General features: G+C 64.5%; 17 protein-coding genes. 8 read left to right on the forward strand and 9 right to left on the reverse strand.

Going from position 1 to position 23,127, the window contains the following annotated elements; genetic code table 11:
• Positions 1 to 2 precede the first annotated feature (2 nt).
• Positions 3 to 2,186 carry a primosomal protein N' gene (locus tag CK226_RS32010; protein ID WP_095793987.1) on the reverse strand — a complete coding sequence of 728 codons (2,184 nt, stop codon included), beginning with the start codon at positions 2,184 to 2,186 and terminating at the stop codon, positions 3 to 5.
• 90 nt (positions 2,187 to 2,276) lie between these two features.
• Between CK226_RS32010 and fsa the strand changes: the two genes are divergently transcribed.
• Positions 2,277 to 2,933: a fructose-6-phosphate aldolase gene (fsa, locus tag CK226_RS32015; protein ID WP_095775831.1), complete on the forward strand. Its 657-nt coding sequence runs from the start codon at positions 2,277 to 2,279 to the stop codon at positions 2,931 to 2,933.
• Positions 2,934 to 3,021: 88 nt separating this feature from the next.
• Here fsa and CK226_RS32020 read toward each other — a convergent pair whose 3' ends face one another.
• From CK226_RS32020 to leuS, 3 genes are all read right to left on the reverse strand, one after another.
• Positions 3,022 to 5,604, reverse strand: coding sequence for a DNA translocase FtsK (locus tag CK226_RS32020; RefSeq protein WP_095793988.1), 2,583 nt, complete (start codon positions 5,602 to 5,604; stop codon positions 3,022 to 3,024).
• Positions 5,605 to 5,869: 265 nt separating this feature from the next.
• Positions 5,870 to 6,448 carry an LPS assembly lipoprotein LptE gene (lptE, locus tag CK226_RS32025; protein ID WP_095793989.1) on the reverse strand — a complete coding sequence of 193 codons (579 nt, stop codon included), beginning with the start codon at positions 6,446 to 6,448 and terminating at the stop codon, positions 5,870 to 5,872.
• Positions 6,435 to 9,059 carry a leucine--tRNA ligase gene (gene leuS / locus CK226_RS32030; RefSeq protein ID WP_095775834.1) on the reverse strand — a complete coding sequence of 875 codons (2,625 nt, stop codon included), beginning with the start codon at positions 9,057 to 9,059 and terminating at the stop codon, positions 6,435 to 6,437. The genes lptE and leuS overlap by 14 nt, the downstream gene beginning before the upstream one ends.
• A gap of 156 nt (positions 9,060 to 9,215) precedes the next feature.
• Here leuS and CK226_RS32035 point away from each other — a divergent pair, with 156 nt between their 5' ends.
• Positions 9,216 to 9,878: a YggS family pyridoxal phosphate-dependent enzyme gene (locus CK226_RS32035; protein ID WP_095790270.1), complete on the forward strand. Its 663-nt coding sequence runs from the start codon at positions 9,216 to 9,218 to the stop codon at positions 9,876 to 9,878.
• A gap of 109 nt (positions 9,879 to 9,987) precedes the next feature.
• Complete coding sequence (locus CK226_RS32040) at positions 9,988 to 11,037, forward strand: aldo/keto reductase (RefSeq protein WP_095790271.1); 1,050 nt, start codon at positions 9,988 to 9,990, stop codon at positions 11,035 to 11,037.
• 50 nt (positions 11,038 to 11,087) lie between these two features.
• Here the strand turns inward: CK226_RS32040 and CK226_RS32045 are convergent, their stop codons facing one another.
• Complete coding sequence (locus tag CK226_RS32045; RefSeq protein ID WP_095793990.1) at positions 11,088 to 11,996, reverse strand: LysR substrate-binding domain-containing protein; 909 nt, start codon at positions 11,994 to 11,996, stop codon at positions 11,088 to 11,090.
• Between the two features lie 122 nt (positions 11,997 to 12,118).
• Between CK226_RS32045 and CK226_RS32050 the strand changes: the two genes are divergently transcribed.
• Positions 12,119 to 13,300 carry an MFS transporter gene (locus CK226_RS32050; protein WP_095794005.1) on the forward strand — a complete coding sequence of 394 codons (1,182 nt, stop codon included), beginning with the start codon at positions 12,119 to 12,121 and terminating at the stop codon, positions 13,298 to 13,300.
• A gap of 59 nt (positions 13,301 to 13,359) precedes the next feature.
• Complete coding sequence (locus CK226_RS32055) at positions 13,360 to 14,394, forward strand: aldo/keto reductase (protein ID WP_095793991.1); 1,035 nt, start codon at positions 13,360 to 13,362, stop codon at positions 14,392 to 14,394.
• A 214-nt stretch (positions 14,395 to 14,608) separates the two neighbouring features.
• On the opposite strand, the gene CK226_RS32060 is transcribed toward CK226_RS32055, so the two are convergent.
• Complete coding sequence (locus CK226_RS32060; RefSeq protein WP_095793992.1) at positions 14,609 to 14,881, reverse strand: usg protein; 273 nt, start codon at positions 14,879 to 14,881, stop codon at positions 14,609 to 14,611.
• 315 nt (positions 14,882 to 15,196) lie between these two features.
• Between CK226_RS32060 and acs the strand changes: the two genes are divergently transcribed.
• Positions 15,197 to 17,152, forward strand: a complete 1,956-nt coding sequence (gene acs, locus CK226_RS32065; RefSeq protein WP_095793993.1) for an acetate--CoA ligase — start codon at positions 15,197 to 15,199, stop codon at positions 17,150 to 17,152.
• Positions 17,153 to 17,203: 51 nt separating this feature from the next.
• Complete coding sequence (locus CK226_RS32070; protein ID WP_095790275.1) at positions 17,204 to 17,944, forward strand: MOSC domain-containing protein; 741 nt, start codon at positions 17,204 to 17,206, stop codon at positions 17,942 to 17,944.
• Here the strand turns inward: CK226_RS32070 and CK226_RS32075 are convergent, their stop codons facing one another.
• The 3 genes from CK226_RS32075 to CK226_RS32085 all read right to left on the reverse strand — a co-directional run bounded on the left by CK226_RS32075 (position 17,945) and on the right by CK226_RS32085 (position 22,290).
• Complete coding sequence (locus CK226_RS32075) at positions 17,945 to 19,213, reverse strand: cyclopropane-fatty-acyl-phospholipid synthase family protein (protein ID WP_095775843.1); 1,269 nt, start codon at positions 19,211 to 19,213, stop codon at positions 17,945 to 17,947.
• Positions 19,214 to 19,606: 393 nt separating this feature from the next.
• Positions 19,607 to 21,040 carry a pilus assembly protein gene (locus CK226_RS32080; RefSeq protein ID WP_095790276.1) on the reverse strand — a complete coding sequence of 478 codons (1,434 nt, stop codon included), beginning with the start codon at positions 21,038 to 21,040 and terminating at the stop codon, positions 19,607 to 19,609.
• Positions 21,041 to 21,420: 380 nt separating this feature from the next.
• Positions 21,421 to 22,290 carry a transglutaminase family protein gene (locus CK226_RS32085; RefSeq protein ID WP_095790277.1) on the reverse strand — a complete coding sequence of 290 codons (870 nt, stop codon included), beginning with the start codon at positions 22,288 to 22,290 and terminating at the stop codon, positions 21,421 to 21,423.
• 170 nt (positions 22,291 to 22,460) lie between these two features.
• Here CK226_RS32085 and CK226_RS32090 point away from each other — a divergent pair, with 170 nt between their 5' ends.
• Positions 22,461 to 23,126, forward strand: a complete 666-nt coding sequence (locus CK226_RS32090; protein ID WP_095790278.1) for an HAD-IA family hydrolase — start codon at positions 22,461 to 22,463, stop codon at positions 23,124 to 23,126.
• Position 23,127 lies beyond the last annotated feature (1 nt).

The raw sequence follows: 23,127 nt of genomic DNA on the forward strand, positions 1-23,127 counted from the left end.
CCTTACAAAAAGCTCTGCGGATCGATGTCGACCTGCACCCGGACCGAACCTCGCTGCTTCGGCCCGTTGGCCAGCATGGCGCGGATAAAGCCCTGCATGTCGGCGCGCCGTTCGCCCTGGATCAGCAGGCGGAAGCGGTGGCGGCCGCCGAGCAGGGACAGCGGCGCTTCCGCCGGCCCCAGCACGAACAGGTCTGCCGCCTCGGGCGCGGCGCGGCGCAGGCCGCGTGCATGCCCTTCCGCTTCCGCCCGCGTCACCGCGCTGACGATGACGCCGGCCAGCCGGCCGAACGGTGGCAGCGCCGCCCGCTCGCGCTCGGCGATCTCGCGTTCGTAAAAAGCCTCGGCATCGCCCGAGACTATCGCCCGCATCACCGGATGGTCGGGCTGGAAAGTCTGCAGCAGGCCGAGGCTCTTCTTGCCGGTGCGGCCGGCGCGGCCGGTCACCTGGCTGAGCAGCTGGAAGGTGCGCTCGGCGGCGCGCGGATCGCCATTGGCAAGGCCAAGATCGGCATCGACGACGCCGACCAGCGTCATGTTGGGAAAATTGTGGCCCTTGGCGACGAGCTGTGTGCCGATGACGATGTCGGCCTCGCCATCGGCGATCGCCTCCAGTTCCAGCCGCAGCCGCCGCACGCCGCCCATCAGGTCGGACGACAAGACAATGGTGCGCGCATCGGGGAAATGCGTGACGACCTCCTCGGCGATGCGCTCGACGCCCGGGCCGCAGGCGACCAGATGATCGAGCGTGCCGCATTCCGGGCAGGCTTCGGGGCGGCGCTCATTGTGCCCGCAATGATGGCAGACCAGCTGGCCGCGAAAGCGATGCTCGACCAGCCAGGCCGAACAGACCGGGCAGCCGAAACGGTGGCCGCAGACGCGGCACAGCGTTAGCGGCGCATAGCCGCGCCGGTTGAGGAACAGCAGCGACTGTTCCTTCTTCTCCAGCGTCTTGCGCATATGGTCGATCAGCACCGGCGACAGGAAGCCGCCACGCGCCGGTGGCGCGCGCCGCATGTCGATCGACTTCAGTTGGGGCAGCGCCGCCTCGGCGAAGCGGGCGGAGAGAATGGCCCTGTTGTACTTGCCCTGGCTCGCATTGACGCGGCTCTCGACCGATGGCGTCGCCGATGCCAGCACCACCGGGAAGCCGCCAATATGGCCGCGCACCACCGCCATGTCGCGCGCATTGTAGAAGACACGGTCCTCCTGCTTGTAGGCAGGGTCGTGCTCCTCGTCGACGACGATCAGGCCGAGCTCCTTGAACGGCAGGAACAGCGCCGAGCGCGCGCCGGCAACGACGCGCACCGTGCCTTCCGCCACCTGCCGCCAGACTTTTTCGCGCATCCTGGGCGGCAGGTCGGAATGCCATTCGCCCGGCTTGGCGCCGAAGCGCTGCTGGAAGCGTTCGAGGAAGGCATGGGTCAGCGCGATTTCCGGCAAAAGGATCAGCACCTGCTTGCCCTGGTCGAGCGCGGCCGCCACCGCCTCGAAATAGACCTCCGTCTTGCCAGACCCGGTGACGCCGTCGAGCAGCGCGACGTTGAAGGCGCCGGCCGCGACATTGGCGCGCAGCATCGATGCGGCGTCGCTCTGGTCTGGCATCAATTCCGGCACGGCATAGCTCGGGTCAGGTGCTGCCACGACCGGGCGCGGCGGGATCATCACCGCCTCGAACACGCCTTGCGCCTTCAGCCCCTCGATCACCGTCGACGACACGCCGGCCGCATGCGCGAGGCCGGATCGTGTCCAGGCCAACCCGCCTTCGGCCGTTTCCAGCACGCGCGCCCGCGCATCCGTCATCCGGTCGGGAACGATAAGGGTGCGCTGCAACCCCTCGATCCAGGGCTCCGGGTCGAAGGCCTCCGGCGCTCTGAGCAGCATCCGCGCCACCATGCCCGGCGCCGACAGCGTGTATTGCGCCACCCAGTCGACGAAACGGCGCATCGAACGGTCGATCGGCGGGCAGTCGAAGACCTGTTCGATCGGGCGCAGTTTTTTCGCGTCGACAGTCTCGACCGCGCCATCCCAGACGATGCCGGCAACCTGGCGCGGCCCGAGCGGCACGCGCACGATCGACCCCGGCACCACGCGCATGCCGGCCGGCACGGCATAGGTGTAGGGGCGTTCGGCAGGCATCGGCACCAGCACCGGCGCGGCTGCGACAAAGGGCGAATCTTCGATCATGAGGCGTGACCTTGCCCCGACTTTGGTCTAGATCAAAGAGCAACGCTGAACGTGCCTTCCCAAGCACGACGAAATCGTCAGGAGACCGCCATGAAATTTTTTGTCGACACCGCCGACATCAAGGAAATCCGTGAGCTGAATGATCTGGGGCTGCTCGACGGCGTCACCACCAATCCGTCGCTGATTCTCAAATCCGGCGGCAAGATCGCCGACGTCACCAAGCAGATCTGCGATATCGTCGCCGGCCCGGTCTCGGCCGAAGTCGTGGCGACCGAATACAAGGACATGATGGCCGAGGCCGAGGTGCTGGCCAAGATCGCGCCAAATGTCTGCATCAAGGTGCCGCTGACGCTGGACGGCCTGAAGGCCTGCAAGACGATCCGCACCCAGATGAACCGCATGGTCAACGTCACGCTGTGCTTCTCGGCCAACCAGGCGCTGCTCGCCGCCAAGGCCGGCGCCTCGTTCATCTCGCCCTTCGTCGGCCGCATCGACGACACCGGCTCGGACGGCATGGAGCTGATCCAGGAGATCCGGCAGATCTACGACAATTACGATTTCCAGACCGAGATCCTGACCGCTTCGGTGCGCACGGTGAACCACGTCAAGCAAGCGGCGCTCATCGGTGCCGACGTCATCACCGCGCCGCCGGCGACGCTGAAGGCGCTGGTCAACCATCCGCTGACCGACAAGGGTCTCGCCGCCTTCCTCGCAGACTGGGCCAAGACCGGCCAGAAGATCGGCTGAGATCGCACTGCTTCAATGAGAAAAGGCCGGGCGACCGGCCTTTTTTATTATGTGTCGGGAGAAGCCCGACCGCCGCAAGGGCCGCCGATCATTCCGTGCCGTCGTCGTCGGGCGCGGCTGCCGGCGGGCGCCGGCCCATGATGATTTCGCGCTTGCCGACATGGTTGGGCGCGCCGACCAGGCCTTCCTTCTCCATGCGCTCGACCAGGGATGCGGCCCGGTTGTAGCCTATGCCGAGACGGCGCTGGATGTAGGACGTCGAACACTTCTTGTCGCGCACCACCACCTTGACCGCTTCGTCATAGCTGGAATCGCCGTCCTCGGCGGCGACCGATCCCTTGTCGAAGACCGCGCCCTGATCGTCCTCGACTTCTTCCTCGTCCTCGTCGGCGGTCACCGTCTCCAGATATTCCGGGCGGCCCTGCGCCTTCAGATGCGCCACGACATGTTCGACCTCGGCGTCGGAGACGAAGGGGCCATGCACGCGCGAAATGCGCCCGCCACCCATCATGTGCAGCATGTCGCCCTGGCCGAGCAGCTGTTCGGCGCCCTGCTCGCCCAGGATGGTGCGGCTGTCGATCTTGGAGGTGACCTGGAAGGAGATGCGGGTCGGGAAGTTGGCCTTGATCGTGCCGGTGATGACGTCGACCGAGGGGCGTTGCGTTGCCATGATCAGATGGATGCCGGCCGCGCGCGCCATCTGCGCCAGGCGCTGGATGGCGCCTTCGATCTCCTTGCCGGCGACCATCATCAGATCGGCCATCTCGTCAACGATGACGACGATGTAGGGCATCGGCGCAAGATCGATTTCCTGCTGCTCGAACAGCGGCTCGCCGGTGCCTTTTTCGAAGCCGGTCTGCACGGTCATGACGACCGCTTCGCCTTTATCGCGGGCCTGGGCGGCGCGCTCATTGTAGCCGTCGATGTTGCGCACGCCGAGCCGCGCCATCTTGCGATAGCGGTCCTCCATCTCGCGCACCGCCCATTTGAGCGCGGTGACGGCCTTCTTGGGATCGGTGACGACGGGCGTCAGAAGATGCGGGATGCCGTCATAGACCGAGAGTTCCAGCATCTTCGGATCGACCATGATCAGCCGGCATTCTTCCGGCTTCAGCCGGTAGAGCAGCGACAGGATCATCGTGTTGATGGCGACCGACTTGCCGGAGCCGGTGGTCCCGGCGACCAGCAGATGCGGCATCTTCGCCAGTTCGGCGATGACGGGCTCGCCGCCGATCGTCTTGCCGAGGCAAAGCGCCAGCTTGCAGCTGGTCTTGCGGAAGCCCTGCGATTCGATCAGTTCGCGGAAATAGACGGTCTCGCGCGTCTCGTTCGGCAGCTCGATGCCGATGACGTTGCGGCCGGGCACGACGGCGACGCGCGCCGAAATCGCCGACATGGAGCGGGCGATATCATCGGCAAGACCGATGACGCGGGACGATTTGACGCCCGGCGCCGGCTCGAACTCATAGAGGGTGACGACCGGACCCGGGCGAACGTGGATGATCTCGCCGCGCACGCCGAAATCCTCGAGCACGCTCTCCAGGAGATCGGCATTCTGCTCGAGCCGCTCCTGCGACATATAGAAGCCCTGCCCTTCCGGCGGCTGCTGCAGCAGCTCTTCCGAGGGAAGTTCGTACGCCTCGCCCGTCGTGGCTGGCACGATCTTGCCGGCCAAAGGCAGCGGCGAAGAGGCGCGCCCGGCCGGAACCTGCACGGTGTCCTCGGCGCCTTGCGCCGGAGCGGCATTGCCCGCGACGGCGGGTACTGCGACCCGCGCCTGGGTTCGCTTCGGCACACCACCCGCCGCCGGCTGAACCACCGCTTCGTTGGAGTTGGCCGGACGGACATCCGACGAGGCGGACGAGGCCTGCTGGCCTGGAAGGCAGTCGATGACACGGAACAACGCGGTCGGGTCGGCCGTCGGCGCGGCGCGAACATCGACCCGTCCGGCGGCGACCGGCGCGGCGGCGCGCTGAACCGGGACGGCTCGCGACGCGGGCGACGAACCTTCGATCATGTAAGGCGCCATGAGCTCGAAGAAGACGTGATCCGACAGGTAGGGCCAGCGGACGGTTTCACGGCCTGTTGTCTTGACCGGCGCCGCCATTTCCTGGGCAGACGCCGCCGGCGCCGATGCACGTGCTGTTGCGGTGGTCCTCGGACCGGCCGTCACAACGGTCCGCGCCTTTTCGCTGGCATGCCTTGGCGGAATGGATGCCGAGGCCGGTGATCTTTCATGCATCACGGCTTTGTTGCCGGCGGGCGGCCGGGCGGCTTCCAAAGCGGCGTTCCGGCTTTTCATCGCCGCCGACAGTGACGGGGACGGGACCATGGACGACGGCGCAGCCGCGGCAGGCTGTGCGACGGCTTGCCGCGCCGGCGGCGCCGGCGATTCGCCTTGCTCGGAGGTGATCTGGCGCGGATGGCGTGCGCTGGCTTCGTAGTCCGGCGTGCGGGTAAACCGCACATTGGGCGCCAGGAAGAAATACTCCTGCCAGGCGGGACTTTCATTGCCGCCGAGATCGACAGGTGGCGGGAAATTGCCGCCCGCGGTCGCGCCGGGCGGCTGGCCGTCCACCTTGCCGCTCACGCCGTTGAAACGCTTTCCCTCGGGGTCATCGGGCGAAGCTGGCTTCAATGAATTGACCCGAGGAAAACGCTTGGATTCCATTCTCAAGACTCACTCTGAAATGTCTGCTGAGCAATAGGGAGCGAGTGGTTAACAGTTGCTTCCCGCCAGCGCTTTTGGAGCGGTCGAAACGTATCTTTCGCGGCGATGTGAGGTGATCGGAATTCGAGCGGCTGATCCTCGTTCAACGGTCGCCCGCGCATCCCAATGCATCGGGCCAAAGGCGAGTTGAGAATATGCCGCCCGGCCGCTGCGAGGCGACCGGACACCAGGATCGAGATGGCGTTTCCGTGAAAAGAAGGTGGCGCTAGCTGGCCGCCTTGCCGTGCCTGACCAGATCCTGGGCGATGGACAGCTGCAGCGCCTCGGCCAGTTCGCGCGCGGCGCGGTTCTCGGCGTCGATCTGCGCCCTGTACGAGGCAAATTCCTGGCGCGGCCTGTCGAAGGACGAGGTAATCGAGCGCTTGCCGACGGTGATGACGGCGCCAGTTTTCGCATCGGTCAGCGTATAGTTGGCGGTCAGCGTCACCGAGCCGGCGGTCGGCTCGTCCTCATCGGTGCCGACCTGCACGAGGGCCGAGGATTCAACAGCTTCGGCCACGCTGAGATTAAGCGAATAAAGCGGCGACGCCGGTTCGCCGGCGCCCCGCCCGAAGCCGAAGATCAGATTGTTGCGCACCTGCTGGGCATAACGCGTCCTGACCGGCTTGATGGCGATCGACGCCAGCTCGGCATTGGCGGTCGAGCCCGTCGACAATGGCGCGTTGGAATAGAGCGGCCGTACCGTGCAGGCCGAAACCAGAGCCAGCGAGCCGACAAGGCCGGCGAGCGCGACGCGGCGCAGCAGACGGCTCAGCTCTGTCTTTTCCCGATCAGGCAACGACATTGACGATCCTCTGCGGTACGATGATCACCTTGCGCGGAGCCTTACCTTCGAGTGCTTTCTGCACGAAGTCGAGAGCCAATACCGCTTTTTCGACCGCACCTTGGTCCGCGTCGCGGGCAATTGTCAAATCCCCCCGCTTCTTGCCGTTGACCTGCACCGGATAGGTCACTTCGTTGTCGACGACCAGCGCCGGATCGAAGACCGGCCATGGCCGTTCGGCGACCAGATCGGTGCCGCCGAGCGTCTCCCAGCACTCTTCTGCCAGATGCGGCATCACTGGCGCGATCAGATGCACCAGGATCTCAACCGCCTGGCGGGAGGCGCTCTGCAGTGCCGGATCGGCCTTGCCTTCCGCCACCTGGTTGAGCGGCGTGGTCAGCACATTGGCCAGTTCATAGATGCGGGCGATGGCGCGGTTGAAGCCGAGCTTCTCGATGTCCTCGCCGACCGCCTTCAGGATCTTGTGCGTGGCCTTCGACACCGCTCCCGCCTCGCCGGCGTCGGCCGCCGCGGGCTTGACGCCCGCCAGCGTCTCGGCCGCCGTCGACACCAGTCGCCAGATGCGCTGCATGAAGCGGTGCGCGCCGGCGGCGCCATCGTCGGTCCACTCGACATCGCGCTCGGGCGGCGAATCCGACAGCATGAACCAGCGCGCCGTGTCGGCGCCGTAGCCGTCGGTAATGTCTTCCGGGCTCACCGTGTTCTTCTTCGACTTCGACATCTTCTCCAGCGGGCCGATGGTGACAGCCTCGCCGGTGGCGATGTCGAAGGCGCGGCGTTCGCCGTCGACGCCCTCCAGCCGCACTTCGGTCGGCGCCAGCCAGCGGCCGTTCGAAGCCGATCCGACGCGGTAGGTCTCGTGCACCACCATGCCTTGCGTGAACAGGCCCTTGAACGGCTCGGCCAGATCGACATGGCCGGTCTCGCGCATGGCGCGGGTGAAGAAGCGCGAATAGAGCAGATGCAGGATCGCATGCTCGATGCCGCCGATATACTGGTCCACCGGCAGCCATTCGTTCGCCGCCCTGGGATCGGTCGGCTCATGCGCCCAGGGCGCGGTGAAGCGGGCGAAATACCAGGACGAATCGACGAACGTGTCCATCGTATCGGTCTCGCGCCGCGCGTCCTTGCCGCATTGCGGGCACTTCACATGCCGCCAGGTCGGATGCCGGTCGAGCGGGTTGCCCGGCCGGTCGAAATCGACATCGTCGGGCAGCTTGACCGGCAGGTCGGCCTTCGGCACGGGCACCACGCCGCAATCCTCGCAATGGATCATCGGGATCGGGCAGCCCCAGTAGCGCTGGCGCGAAATGCCCCAGTCGCGCAGGCGGAAATTCACCTTGCGCTCGGCCATCGGCCTGTTGCCGATCGTCTTCTGCTCCAGCAGCTTCGCCACCTCGTCGAAGGCGCGGTCCGGCTTCATGCCGTCGAGGAAGCGTGAATTGATCATCACCCCGTCGTCGACATACGCTTCTTCCGTGATCTGGAACGACTTCGCATCGCCGCCTTCCGGCATCACCACCGGGATCACCGGCAGGCCGTATTTGTTGGCGAAGTCGAGGTCGCGCTGGTCGCCGGACGGACAGCCGAATATGGCGCCGGTGCCGTATTCCATCAGCACGAAATTGGCGACGTAGACGGGCAGCGTCCAGCTGTCGTCGAAGGGATGGACGACGCGGATGCCGGTGTCGAAACCCTTCTTCTCGGCCGTCTCAAGTGCGGCCACCGACGTGCCCATATGGCGGACCTCGTCGATGAACTTCGCCAGCGCCGGATTGGTCTCGGCGGCCTTTTTGGCCAGCGGGTGATCGGCGGCGACGGCCATGAAGGAGGCACCGAAGATGGTGTCGGGCCGCGTCGTGTAGACTTCCAGCTCATGCTCGCCGGCAACGTCAGAGGCCAAAGGCCAGCGGATCAGCAGGCCTTCCGAACGGCCGATCCAGTTCTGCTGCATCAGCTTCACTTTTTCCGGCCATTCGTCGAGGCCGTCGAGCGAATCCAGCAGGTCCTGCGCAAAGTCGGTGATCTTGAAGAACCACTGCGTCAGTTCGCGCTGTTCGACCAGCGCTCCGGAGCGCCAGCCGCGCCCGTCGATGACCTGCTCGTTGGCGAGCACCGTCATATCCTCCGGGTCCCAGTTGACCTTGGAGGATTTGCGCGTCACCAGCCCCTTCTCGACGAAATCGAGGAACAGCATCTGCTGGCGGTGGTAGTAGTCGACGTCGCAGGTCGCGAATTCGCGCGCCCAGTCCAGCGACAGGCCCATGACCTTGAGCTGCTCGCGCATGGTGGCGATGTTCTGGTAGGTCCATTCCTTGGGGTGGACCTTGTTCTGCATCGCTGCGTTTTCGGCCGGCATGCCGAAGGCGTCCCAGCCCATCGGATGCAGCACGTTGAACCCCTTGGCCCGCTTGTAGCGCGCCACCACGTCGCCCATCGTGTAATTGCGGGTGTGACCGATATGGATGCGCCCCGACGGATAGGGGAACATCTCCAGCACATAGTATTTCGGCTTCGGGTCGTCATTGCGCGCTTCGAACAGCTTCTTTTCGGCCCAGGCCTTCTGCCATTTGGGTTCTGACGCGCGCGGATTGTATCGTTCGGTTGCCATGGGACGTTTTTCACTTAAAAGCAGGCGCGAACCGCGGGCGACTGGCTCCGCGGTTCAGGGAATGTGGTCCGGGTGTTCACCATGGTTTGGCAAACCCGTCAACCATATGGGCATCGCGGCGGCTAAAAACGCGGGTCAAAACAGCGGGATTTGCATATGGGTGACACCGTTCAGCAGTTTTTCGCGGTCAAGGCGAAGATCGCCGCCGCCGAGCAGGAGGCCCGCCGCGAGGCCGGCGCGGTGACGCTGGTGGCCGTCTCCAAGACCTTTGACGCCGCCGACATCCGGCCGGTGATCGAGGCCGGCCAACGGGTCTTCGGCGAGAACCGCGTGCAGGAAGCGCAAGCCAAATGGCCCGATCTGAAGCAGGCTTTTCCTGACATCGAGTTGCATCTCATCGGTCCGCTGCAATCGAACAAGGCCAAGGAAGCGGTGGCGCTGTTCGACGTCATCGAAACGATCGACCGCGAGAAAATCGCCGCCGAACTCGCCAAGGAAATCGCCAGGCAAGGCCGCGCACCGAAGCTCTATGTCCAGGTCAACACCGGCTCCGAGCCGCAGAAGGCCGGCATCGAGCCGCGCGCGGCGATCGCCTTCGTCGCCCGCTGCCGCGATGTCCACGGCCTCGCCATAGAAGGGCTTATGTGCATCCCCCCGGCCGACGAAAATCCCGGTCCGCATTTCGCCCTGCTGGAAAAGCTTGCCCGCGAGGCCGGCGTCGCCAAACTGTCGATGGGCATGTCCGGTGACTACGAGACGGCCATCGCCTTCGGCGCCACCAGCGTCAGGGTCGGCTCGGCGATCTTCGGCAGCCGCTGATACGCACGCCTTTGGGCCAGTTCGGCAAGCCGGCTGCGCCACCACTTGAAACGAAACGTACCGTTCCTATTTGTTTTGTGTCATCACACATTTCTCCTGGAGCTTCGCCATGCGTTACAACCAGCTTGGAAATACGGGGATGTTCGTCTCCGAACTGTGCCTCGGCACCATGACCTTCGGCGCCGCCGGCCAGAATGCCCAATGGGGGCTGATCGCCAGCCTCGACCAGAAGGGCGTCAACGAGATCGTCGGCCGCTCGATCGCCGCCGGCGTCAATTTCTTCGACACGGCCGACGTCTACTCCTTCGGCGAGTCCGAGCGCCTGCTCGGCCAGTCGCTCAGGGACCTCGGCGTCAAACGGTCGGACGTCGTCATCGCCACCAAGGTGCATGGCGCCATGGGCCAGGGTCCGAACGAGCGCGGCTCCTCGCGCGGCCACATCATGGATTCGGTCGATGCCAGCCTCGAACGGCTGCAGCTCGACCATATCGATCTCTATCAGCTGCACGGCACCGACGCGGTGACGCCGATCGACGAGACGCTACGGGCGCTGGACGACCTCGTTGCCAGCGGCAAGGTCCGCTATGTCGGCGTTTCCAACTGGGCGGCATGGCGCATCGCCAAGGCGCTCGGCATCGCCGACCGCAAGGACTTCGCCCGCTTCGAGACCATCCAGTCCTACTATTCGATCGCCGGCCGCGACCTCGAGCGCGAGATCGTGCCGCTCATCAGCGAAGAAAAACTCGGCCTGATGGTGTGGTCGCCGATGGCGGGCGGCCTGCTTTCCGGCAAGTACGGTCCTGGCGCGCCCGGCAATGGCGAGGGCCGCCGTGCGTCCTTCAACTTCCCGCCGGTCAACGAGGACCGCGCCTGGGCGGCCGTCGCCGTCATGCGCGAGATCGCCAAGAAGCATGACGTCAGCGTTGCCACGGTGGCGCTCGGCTATGTCCTGGCCAAGCCCTTCGTGATGAGCGTCATCATCGGCGCCAGCCGCATGGACCAGCTCGAACAGAACCTCGCCGCGGCTGAAGTGAAGCTCGACGCGGACGATCTCGCCAGGCTCGACGAGGTCAGCGCGCTGCCATCCGAATATCCCGGCTGGATGCTGGAGCGCCAGGCGGCCGGCCGTCGCCCGGCGCCGTTCGTGCCGAAAGCATAGTAGCTGCCAGCGCAGTTATCTCGGGAGCCCGGCGGCTCCCGAGTGTCCTGTCAGGCCAGCCGCACACTCTCTCCCAGAAAATCGAGAAAGGCCCGCACCCGCGCCGGCAGATGCCGGCCCTGGCCGACATAGACGGCGTGGGTCGCCTCCTCGTCGCCCGGATTGAATTCCTCCAGCAGCGCCACTAGCCGCCCGGCAGCGATATCGGCCGCGACATGCCAGCGCGCCAGCCGGGAGATGCCCGCTCCGGCCAGCGTCATCAGCCGCATCGCCTCGCCGTCGCTGACCAGCGTGTTGCCGGTGATCGGGACCATGACCGCGTTGCCGGCAGCGTCGACAAACGGCCAGCCATCAATGTGCCTGACGAAGCCGAAGCCCATGCGATTATGCCCATCGAGATCGGCCGGCGTCAGCGGCTTGCCATGCGCTTCGAGATAGGACGGGGCCGCTACCACCACCACCGGGCTTTGCCCGAGCTTGCGCGCCACCAGCCGCGATTCGCCGAGCGGCCCGGCGCGGATGGCGACATCGGCGCGTTCGGCCATCAGGTCGATGACGCTGTCGGTCAGCACCAGATCGACCGAAATTTCGGGATAGCGTTCGAGGAAGCGCGGCAACAGCGGGATCAGTCGGTGCACGCCGAAGGGCACGTAGGTGTTGACGCGCAGCCGCCCGCGCGGTGCGGCACCCGCCGCCGCCTCGCGCTCGGCCGCGGCCATGTCGGCCAGGATACGCAATCCGCTGTCGTAGAACGCCGTTCCCTCCGGCGTCAGCTGCAGCTTGCGTGTCGAGCGGCTGACCAGCCGCGCGCCGAGCCGGGCTTCCAGACGCGCGATCAGCTTGCTGACGGCTGATGGCGTCATGCGCAACATGCGCGCAGCCGCCGAGAAGCTACCCGCCTCGACCACGCGCACAAACACTTCGATCTCGCCGGAGCGGTTGATGTCGGGTCTGGCCATTTGTGAATCTATTTCACAGAAAATGTGCCCATTGCAAGTCTGGTTCACAGTGCATGGCGACACGATCTTTTGGCTCGGAGCGCGGTTTGGACAAGGCGCTCGTCGCCAAAGTGGGAACTGCCATGCCTCTTGCTCTCTACGCCCTCGCCGCCGGTGCCTTTGGCATTGGCGTCACCGAATTCGTCATCATGGGTCTGCTCATCGACGTCAGCAAGGACCTCGGCGTCTCGATCTCGGCCGCCGGCCAGCTCATTTCGGGCTATGCGCTGGGTGTCGTCATCGGCGCGCCGCTGCTCACCATCGCCACCGGCAACTGGCCGCGCAAGACCGTGCTGCTGGCGCTGATGGCGATCTTCACGCTGGGCAATCTCGCCTGTGCGCTGGCGCCCGATTATTGGACCCTGATGGGCGCGCGGATCATCACCGCCTTTGCCCATGGCACGTTCTTCGGCGTCGGTTCTGTCGTCGCCACCGGCCTGGTCGCGCCCAACAAGAAGGCGTCGGCGATCGCGCTGATGTTCACCGGGCTCACGGTCGCCAACATCCTCGGCGTGCCCTTCGGCACCTGGCTCGGCCAGGCCTTCGGATGGCGCGCGACCTTCTGGGCGGTGGCCTTGGTCGGCCTGGCGGCCTTCGCCGTCATCCTGGCCCTGGTGCCGCGCAGCGAGGTCGCGCCCGAGAGGAGCGACCTGCGCGCCGATCTCGCCGTGCTGCGCCGCACGCCGGTCCTGCTCGGCCTCGCCACCACCGTGCTCGGCTATGCCGGCGTCTTTGCCGTCTTCACCTACATCGCTCCGCTGTTGACCGAGATCAGCGGCTTCAAGGAAGCCGCCGTGTCGCCGATCCTGCTCGTCTTCGGCGGCGGCCTCATCGCCGGCAACCTCGCCGGCGGCAAGGTCGCGGACCGCTGGCTGGTGCCGGCGGTGCTGGGCAGCCTCGTGGTGCTCGCCGTGGTGCTGGCGACCATGAGCTTCGCCATCCACAGCCAGGTCATGGCCGTCATCTATGTCGGCCTGCTCGGCGCCGCCGCCTTCGGCACCGTGGCGCCGCTGCAGATGTGGGTGCTGGACAAGGCGCAAGGCGCCGGCCAGAGCCTTGCCTCCTCCTTCAACATCGCCGCCTTCAATCTCGGCAATGCCGCTGGCGCCTGGCTCGGCGGCGCGGTCATCGCCGATGGCCTTGGGCTGGGTTCGCTCACCTGGGTGGCCGCCTTGCTGCCGGTCGCGGCACTCGGCGTGGCCGGGCTGGCCCTGCGCCTCGATCGCGCCAACGCGCTCGGCGCGCCCGTCTCCGTCCGACCCTGACGCACGTCGACAGACGGGATTTTTTCGACACCCCTTTCCAAACCACCAGGAGTAAGAAAATGGACTATCGACGTCTCGGCGCATCGGGCCTGAAAGTGCCCGCACTCTCATTTGGCGCGGGAACCTTTGGCGGCTCCGGTCCGCTGTTCGGCGCCTGGGGCAACAGCGACGCCAGGGAAGCGCGGCGGCTGGTCGACATCTGCCTGGAATCCGGCGTCAATCTGTTCGACACCGCCGACGTCTATTCGAACGGCGCCTCGGAAGAGGTGCTCGGCGAAGCCATCAAGGGCCGGCGCGATGCCGTGCTGATCTCGACCAAGACGTCCTTGCCGATGGGTGATGGGCCGGCCGACTACGGCTCTTCCCGTTCACGACTGATCAAATCCGTGGACGCCGCGCTGAAGCGCCTCGGCACCGACTATATCGACCTGTTGCAACTGCACGCCTTCGATGCCGGCACGCCGATCGAGGAAGTGCTGTCGACGCTGGACAAGCTCGTGCGCGCCGGCAAGCTGCGCTATGTCGGCGTCTCCAACTTCTCCGGCTGGCAGGTGATGAAGTCGCTGGCGGAGGCCGACAAGCACGGTTATCCGCGTTACGTCGCGCACCAGGTCTACTATTCGCTGGTCGGCCGCGACTATGAGTGGGAACTGATGCCGCTCGGCCTCGACCAGGGCGTCGGCGCGCTGGTGTGGAGCCCGCTCGGATGGGGGCGGCTGACCGGCAAGATCCGCCGCGGCCAGCCGCTGCCGGAAAAGAGCCGGCTGCATGACACCGCAAGCTTCGGCCCGCCGGTCGAGGACGAACATCTCTACCGGGTGATGGACGCGCTGGACGCGGTGGCGCGGGAAACCGGGAGGACCGTGCCGCAGATCGCCATCAACTGGCTGTTGCAGCGCCCGACCGTTTCCTCCGTCATCATCGGCGCCCGCAACGAGGAACAATTGCGCCAGAACCTCGGCGCCGTCGGCTGGGCCTTGACGCCCGAACAGGTGAAGAAACTCGACGCGGCAAGCGAAGTGACAGCGCCCTATCCGTATTTCCCCTATCGCCGCCAGGAAGGTTTTGCCCGGCTCAACCCGCCGGCGGTTTAATTAAGTCTCGGTCCTACGCTCCGGGACCGCCATTGCAGCGGAGCAGAATTCTGCACCGCAGCGGCGCTCGGAAGTCGCGGCATGGATCCCTTGGGCTGCGGAGCAGTTCCAGGGGTCTGCGCCGCGTCGCTACGCTCCTTGCTCCGCCCGTGGATGACGAAGTGAAGGGCGTTTCCGCCAGTCACTAGCGGTCGACATGCCTGCGCTACAGCCCCTAATGCAGCACGAACTCGCCATCCACCTTGCGCCATTCGTTCGGCGCGATCAGCTTCTGGTGCGTGTAGACAACCGAGTGCAGCGGCCCGTCGAGCTTGGCCTTCCAGAATTCGATGAACTTGATCAGCACCGGAAACGTCGGAGCGATGTCGTAGTCCTGCCAGATGAAGCTCTGCAGCAGGTGGGGATGGTCGGGGAAATGATAGAGAATCTTGGCCGTGGTCAGGCCATAGCCTTTGAGCATCAGGTCCATTTCGGCATGGTTGCGCATTGCTGCCCCCTTGGCGGTCCCTTGGTTGAGTCTCCTTTCCTCCCAACGTCAGATTGTGCGCGCCGTTGCTTAACTGTCTATTGATTTTTCCTGATCGAAACAGGCTTTTCGACGCGAAAACATACAGTTAGCAGCGAGCTAAGCTGAGTGCTGACAACGTCCGCCAATGCGCCTGCGGCATCCCGCCACGCAAATCCAACGTCTAATATTGCCGTAACGCCGGAACTGGTAATAATGCCGCCGAATTCGCGGCCGCTTCGCCGCGATCCAGCCGGCGGTTCAAGCCGGCGGATTGGTTTGGGAGGAAAGTCAGGAATGTCCGAGGTTCATGTCCATCGCGTCCAGCCGGCGTGGAAGAAGAACGCGCTGATCGACAACGACACCTACCTGAAATGGTATGCCGACAGCATCAAGAACCCGGACAAGTTCTGGGGCAAGCACGGCAAGCGCATCGACTGGTTCAAGCCGTTCAGCAAGGTCAAGAACACCTCCTTCGACGGCAAGGTCGCGATCAAATGGTTCGAGGACGGGCTGACCAATGTCTCATACAATTGCATCGACCGCCATCTGAAGAAGCGTGGCAACCAGACCGCCATCATCTGGGAAGGCGACAACCCCTACGACGACAAGAAAATTACCTACAACGAGCTCTACGAGCACGTTTGCCGGCTCGCCAATGTGATGAAGAAGCACGGCGTCAAGAAGGGCGACCGCGTCACCATCTACATGCCGATGATCCCGGAAGCCGCCTATGCGATGCTGGCCTGCACGCGTATCGGCGCCATCCATTCGATCGTCTTCGGCGGCTTCTCGCCCGATGCGCTGGCCGGCCGCATCGTCGACTGCGAATCGACCTTCGTCATCACATCGGATGAGGGCCTGCGCGGCGGCAAGTCGATTCCGCTGAAGGAAAACACCGACAAGGCGATCGACATCGCCGCCAAGAACTTCGTCATGGTGAAGAACGTCCTTGTCGTGCGCCGCACCGGCGGCAAGATCGGCTGGGCGCCGGGCCGCGACCTCTGGTATCACGACGAGGTCGCGACGGTGAAGGCCGAGTGCAAGCCCGAGAAGATGAAAGCGGAAGACCCGCTGTTCATCCTTTACACCTCAGGCTCGACCGGCAAGCCGAAGGGCGTGCTGCACACCACCGCCGGCTATCTCGTCTATGCCTCGATGACGCACCAATATGTCTTCGACTACCATGACGGCGAAATCTACTGGTGCACCGCCGATGTCGGCTGGGTCACCGGCCACAGCTACATCGTCTATGGCCCGCTCGCCAACGGCGCCACCACGCTGATGTTCGAGGGCGTGCCGAACTACCCCTCGCAGGCGCGCTTCTGGGAAGTCATCGACAAGCACAAGGTCAACATCTTCTACACCGCCCCGACCGCGCTGCGCGCGCTGATGGGCGCCGGCAACGACCCGGTCAAGAAGACCTCGCGCAAATCGCTGCGCGTGCTCGGTTCGGTCGGCGAGCCGATCAACCCGGAAGCCTGGGAGTGGTATTTCAACGTCGTCGGCAACGGCAAGGTGCCGATCGTCGACACCTGGTGGCAGACCGAGACCGGCGGCATCCTGATCACGCCGCTGCCGGGCGCCACCGACCTCAAGCCCGGCTCGGCGACGCGGCCCTTCTTCGGCGTCAAGCCGCAACTGGTCGACGGCGAAGGCAAGGTGCTGGAAGGAGCGGCCGACGGCAATCTCTGCATCACCGATTCCTGGCCGGGCCAGATGCGCACCGTCTATGGCGATCACGACCGTTTCGTGCAGACCTATTTTTCCACCTACAAGGGCAAGTATTTCACTGGTGACGGCTGCAGGCGCGACGCCGACGGCTACTACTGGATCACCGGCCGTGTCGACGACGTCATCAACGTCTCCGGCCACCGCATGGGTACGGCGGAAGTCGAATCGGCGCTGGTCAGCCATGACACGGTGTCCGAGGCCGCCGTCGTCGGCTATCCGCACGACATCAAGGGCCAGGGCATCTACAGCTACGTCACCTTGATGAAGGGGGTGGGGCCGACCGAGGAACTGCGCAAGGAGCTCATCGCCCACGTCCGCAAGGAGATCGGCGCCATCGCTTCGCCCGACAAGATCCAGTTCGCTCCCGGCCTGCCCAAGACACGCTCGGGCAAGATCATGCGCCGCATCCTGCGCAAGATAGCCGAGGACGATTTCGCCACCCTGGGCGACACCTCGACACTCGCCGATCCGGCCGTCGTTGACGATCTCATCGCCAACCGGCAGAACAAGAAAGGCTGAAAACGACTGGTCGAAGGTCGCGGGAAGCCCGGCCAACGAGAGACCAGCGGAATGAATGATATCGGCACTGTCGCGCAGCTCTGGCGCTATCCGGCGAGTTCACTCGCCGGCGAGCGCCAGGACGCCATCCTGGTCGGACCGGCGGGCATGGCGGGCGACCGCATGTTCGGCCTCGTCGATGTCTCGGACAACGAGATCGCGAGGCCCGACCGCGAGGCGAAATGGCACAAGGTGCCGCGCATTCGCACCCGGCTGGCCAATGATCGCGACCTGGAGATCGCCGTCCCTGGCGGCGACTGGGTGAGCGCACCCGGCGCCGAATGCGACCGTGCCATATCGGCCTATCTCGGCTTCGCCGCCTCGATCCGGCCCTTCGGCCGGGAGAATGCGCCGCCGGCCTATGCCGGTCCGGTAACCGCCGCCCGCTACAGCAAGGCGCCTATCCACCTTTTGACCACGGCGTCGTTGGCGCGCCTGAAGGCGCTGCATCCGGATGGCGCCGCCGATCCGCGCCGCTTCCGCCCCAACGTCGTCGTCGACATGGCGGCGGTGGAAGGCTCGTTCCCCGAAACGGAATGGATCGGCCGCAAGCTCGCGATCGGCGATCTGCTGGTGACCATTTCGGAGCCTTGCCGCCGCTGCGGCTTCACCATCATCGCCCAGGACGGCTTCGACCACGATCCCGGCATCCTGCGCAATCTGGTCCGCCACAACGCGCACAATCTCGGCGTCTACTGCACAGTGGATCGGCCGGCCGGTATCAAGGTCGGCGACGCGATGCGTTTTCTGTAGCTACCGATAAAGGTCGGCCCGTGTCGGCGGCAGGCCGCTTGGCCCCCGCGCGCGCTTGGTGACGACTGTCTGGAAAATCTGCGCCGAGCCGCGATCGAAGGTGATCGAACAGCCGGTGAGATAAAGCAGCCAGAGCCGTGCCTTGGGCTCGCCAACCTCAGCGATCGCCTCATCGAAGCGGGCCTGCAGGCGCTCGGCCCACAGCCTGCAGGTGCGGGCATAATGCTCGCGCAAATTCTCGACGTCGGCGACGAGGAAACCGTGCGCCTCGAGATTCCCGAGCGTCATGCCGATGGTGTCGAGCTCGCCGCCCGGGAAGATGTATTTGATCAGCGCCCTGTATTCCGGTCCTTTGCGCAGGGTCTTCTTCGGGTCGCCCTTGCTGCGCCGCGTGATGGCGTGGTGCAGGTAGATGCCGCCGGGCTTCAGCAGACGGTGGACGGTCGAGAAATAGGCCGCATGGTTGGCGAGGCCCAGATGCTCGAACATGCCGATCGACGATATCTTGTCGAACGTGCCGGAAAGCTCGGCGTAGGATTTTATCTCGATGGTGATGCGGTCCTCGAGCCCCTCGGCGCGGATGCGTTCGCGCGCCAGCTTCGTCTGCGCTTCCGACAGCGACACGCCACGGCCGACGACGCCGTAGTGCTTCGCCGCGTGGATCAGCATCGCCCCCCAGCCGCAGCCGATGTCGAGCAGGCTTTCGCCCGGCTTCAGCCGGAGCTTGCGGCAGATGTGGTCGAGCTTGTCGATCTGCGCCTGGTCTATGCCGTTGGCGAAATCCCTGAAATAGCCGCAGCTGTAGACCATTCGTTCGTCGAGGAAGAGCCGGTAGAAAGCATTCGAAATGTCGTAGTGATGCTGGATCGCCTCCTTGCTCGAACCGCTGACATAAGGATTGTGTCCCGATAGATCGGTGCGTGCCGTCATCTGCTTTCGCGAAAGCAGCACGGCCGGGAGGTCGCGCAGAATCGCCAGCTTCGGCAGCGATCTGAGCTTTGTCTTCAACTTACCTTGCGAAGGCAGGGCGTAGAAATCGAACAGCGATCCCTCTTCGATATCGACGGTTTTGGAAATCCACATCTCGACCAGCGTCGAGAAAGTCGGCCGACGGGCTAGTTGCCAGACGATGTCCTGGTCGTTGATGGCAAGCACAGGACCGCCGGCGGGGCCGATCCGTTCCCCGGTCCATAGCCTGACGGCAAAGCCCGGCTGCAGCGCCCCGATCACGGTTCGTACGATGCGCGCGGCTCTCTCGGTGGCGTCCATGGTCCCTCCCGTGACCGATAACGCCATGTTGTCCGTTTTGGCCGGGGATCGCAAGCCGAAGCACGCGGACCCGACTGCGCGGCATTCTCCGGCGGGACGCCTTTTTCAGCCCGGCATCTTGTCATTTGCTGCAACGCACCCCATCATGAGGATGTGTTCAACAAATCGAAAGGAGGTGATCCGATGTCGAGTGATTTCGTTTTCCAGAACGTGGCCTCAGCGGATTGCACTTTCGGGAAGCAGTCTTCCCGTTAAGGCGCGAGATGCGCGGCAGGTAGCCCGAAGGGGTTGCCGCCACAGGCCGCGCCATGGACGGAAACACGGAAGGCCGCCGGCTTCGAAAGAAGCGGCGGCCTTTTCCGTTGGGCCAATGTCGCCGGAGGCCACGGCGGTTCACTTGGCGATCGTCAGCCGCTCGATGTTCTGCACGATGGCATTGAACGCTTCGTTCAGTTCGGGACCCGTAGCCGCCTCGTAATAATGTTTCAGGGTGGACGTGTCCGCTGTCGAGCAGCCCTGGAGCACGCTCTTTGCCTGATCCCGCTCGGTCGATGTCATCGACGGATCGTCGAGATCGAAACCTATGGTGAAGATCTCGATGCCGTCGCGCTTCATGTTGTCGCAAATGCTTTCGGCATTGCTTCGCGACATCTGACCGGCATTCTGCGATCTGGGTGCGCTTCGCCCGCCGGCGAACGCCGTGTTGAACTGGCCGTCCGTCATCAGGATCGCGACCTTGCCGACCTTTCTGTTGTCGAAATTGGCGGGACCGGTGCCCAGCCGGGCGTTGACAATGGTCGAGCGCCAGGACGGCGAGAGCATGTAATAGCCCCATTGCACGGCGATGCCGCCGGCGGTCACGCCCGCCGCCTTGAAATCAGCAATCGTGTCGAGCAATTTCTGTTTGTCGGCTGTCAGCGGAATGAGCTCCGGCGTCGGGCAGGTACCCATGCGATCATCGCGGTTGACCTTGGCGAGATACTCCTGGTTCTGGTTGTTCCTGCGCAACTCGGACGGCCCGTCGGACGAGTAATCGGCATAGCCATCCTTGTCCTTGCGCTCGGTGGCGCATTTGTCGGGCCGCAGGGTCACGGATGAGCCAACCGGGATCGGTGCACCCGCTGATGGCACTGGTGGTGGCAGATTCGAGCCCCCTGCCTGCTCGACGAAAACGCTGTCGGCGAGGCCGCCCGTATTCACCGCTTCGGCATAGGGAACAATGGCCACGCGCACGCGCGGATTGTTCGGGTCGATGTTGTTGTCCAGCAGATTTTCTACGGCGGTTGAAGCGGCGGCCTGCAGGTCGCCGATCTTGTCGGTCTTTGCCCACCAGTTGGCGGCCATCGATCCTGTCACATCGAGCATCATCGCCACTTCGATGGTCTTGTCCGAATAAAGCGATGTCGTCGACGCGGTGACGCGTTTCGTATTGCCCATGCCGAAAACTGGGAAGAACAGGGCGACATCGACATGGGCGTCCGCCTGCACCGTGTTGGCGGTCCTGTCGACGATAAGCTTGTCGAGCACTATTTGGTCGGGCTGCAGAATGCCCGCCGTGCTGTTGGCCACGAGAAAGTTCTGCACCGCCTTGTTGGCGTCGGCCTCCTTGATGACCCCGGTCGTCAGGTCGCGGGCCGTCGATGTCACCGCGGCGTCGATCACCCCTTGCAGGCTCGATTTGGCGTTGTAGAGCTGCGAGATGTCGACCGAGAAGCCTGCGGCCAGCGCCAGGACCGAGGCAGCAAAGCTGAACAGGATCGCGAAATTTCCACCGCTGTGTCTGGCGAACCCGCCGACCGCGTGAACAAGACCCCCGTAATTTCGCATCCAACAGCCTCCGCTTGCCTCGGCCTCGTCGCCGCAATGAGGGCAATGCAGGATTCCAGCCGGAAGCCGCTCGTCAGGCGCCGGAACCGAGCCCCTAACCTTCAACCTTTTGTTTTTGTTGGACTTCGGCTGTGTCGAAGGTGAATGACTGGTAAACAAAAAGTCGCGGCATCAGCCGCGTTTACGGACTGCTTACCATGCTTGAATCGAGGCTATCGCGGACTGCTTCGCACCGTCCTGATGCGGCACATGCCTTCTGTGCCGCAACGGGCCAACTGTACCGAGATAGCCGAGTAAGTTGGGGCGCGAACGGAATCAAAATGTGTTGAGATTCAGGTCAGGCCATTTGCGAGCCGGCATCACCTGAATATCAACATACCTTAGGCCAGCATCTGTGCGCTGGCCGTCCTGTCGATACCGTGATGGGGCGGATTGAACAGATTGCCTTCCTGCTCATAGGTCCACACCTTGAACAGGCTGAGCCGGTGTGGACCAAAACTGTGCAGCAAAGGCACGTCGGTGGCGTCGCGGCCGCGCGCGATGACGACACGACCGGTCCTAGGCCGGTTGTGGCGTGGATCGAACGTGTACCATTTGCCGTCGACGAACACTTCCATCCACGCCGAGAAATCCATCGGCGCCGGATCGATCGGCACGCCGATATCGCCGAGATAGCCGTTCACATAGCGCGCCGGAATGTTCATGCAGCGGCAGAGCGTGATCGCCAGATGGGCGAAGTCGCGGCAGACGCCGACCCGCTCCTCATGCGCCTGCGCCGCCGTGCGGGTCGAACGCGCATAGCCATAGCCGAACGACAGCCGGTTGTGGACATAGTCGACGATCGCCTGCACCCGTGCCCAGCCGGAGGGAAGATGGCCAAACAGCTGCCAGGCGAGACTACTGAGGTGATCGGTCTCGCAATAGCGGCTGCCCAGGAGATAGACGAGCACATCGTCGGGTAATTCGGCCACCGGCACTTCCCGGGCCAGCGTGTTGACCTCGTCCGTCTCGCCACTGTCTTCGATCACTGCGTCATAGAGGATGCGAAAGGCGCCGGCTGGTGCGGTGAAGCGGCGGCAGCCATTGCCATGCAGGTCATGGTAGAGCTTGGTCGGCACCGAAGGCGAGGTCAGCACCCGCGTCTGCCGCTTGATGTCGGCTTGCCTGTCCTTGTGGATCTCGAGCAGCGAAATCACCGGCGTGGCCTCTGCGCACTCAATGGCGATTTCGTAGCCGAGCCGGATCAGCATCACAGGTCCCCTTCGATCGTCATGGAAAGCAATGCCGTTCCAACGTCGCGAGATGGCTGTGGTTCCCTGGACCGCCGCAAAATAGGCCCTCGTGCCTTTCCATGCCCGCGCCTTGACGTTACGGTTGGGCAGCCCTCCCTCGACACGCTCCCCCGACTTCAAGGAAAATCATGTTTGCTGGCAGAAAATTCGCGGCCTTCCTTTTCGACATGGATGGCACGCTCATCAATTCCATCGCCTCGGCGGAGCGGGTGTGGAGCGATTGGGCGCGCCGCCATGGCCTCGACGTCGCCGCCTTCCTGCCGACGATCCACGGCGTGCGGGCGATCGAGACCATCACCAACCTTGCCCTTCCAGGCGTCGACCCGGCGCATGAGGCCGACCTGCTGCTGAAGGCCGAGGCCGCCGATCTCGACGGCATTGTCCCGATCGCCGGCGCCGTGGCGTTTCTCAAGGCGCTGCCGGGCGAAAGCTGGGCGATCGTCACCTCGGCGCCACGCTCCCTGGCGCTTGCGCGCATGGAGGCTGCCGGCATTCCTGTCCCCGCGGTCATCGTTGCGGCTGAAGACGTTTCGCGTGGCAAGCCGGCCCCCGACTGTTTCCGGCTTGGCGCGCAACGGCTCGGCTTCGATGCGCGCGACTGCCTGGTGTTCGAGGATGCTCCGGCCGGCATCGCGGCGGCCGAGGCCGCGCAAGCCGCGGTCATGGTGATCAGCGCCACGCATTCGCACCCGCTGCCGACACTGCATGCCGCGATCCTGGGCTATGACAATGTCGGCATCACCATCGACGAGCGCGGTTGGCTGGCGCTTGAGGCGCAGCGCAACGCCGCTTGAG

Source organism: Mesorhizobium sp. WSM4311 (genome assembly GCF_002295115.1).
Lineage (GTDB): Bacteria > Pseudomonadota > Alphaproteobacteria > Rhizobiales > Rhizobiaceae > Mesorhizobium.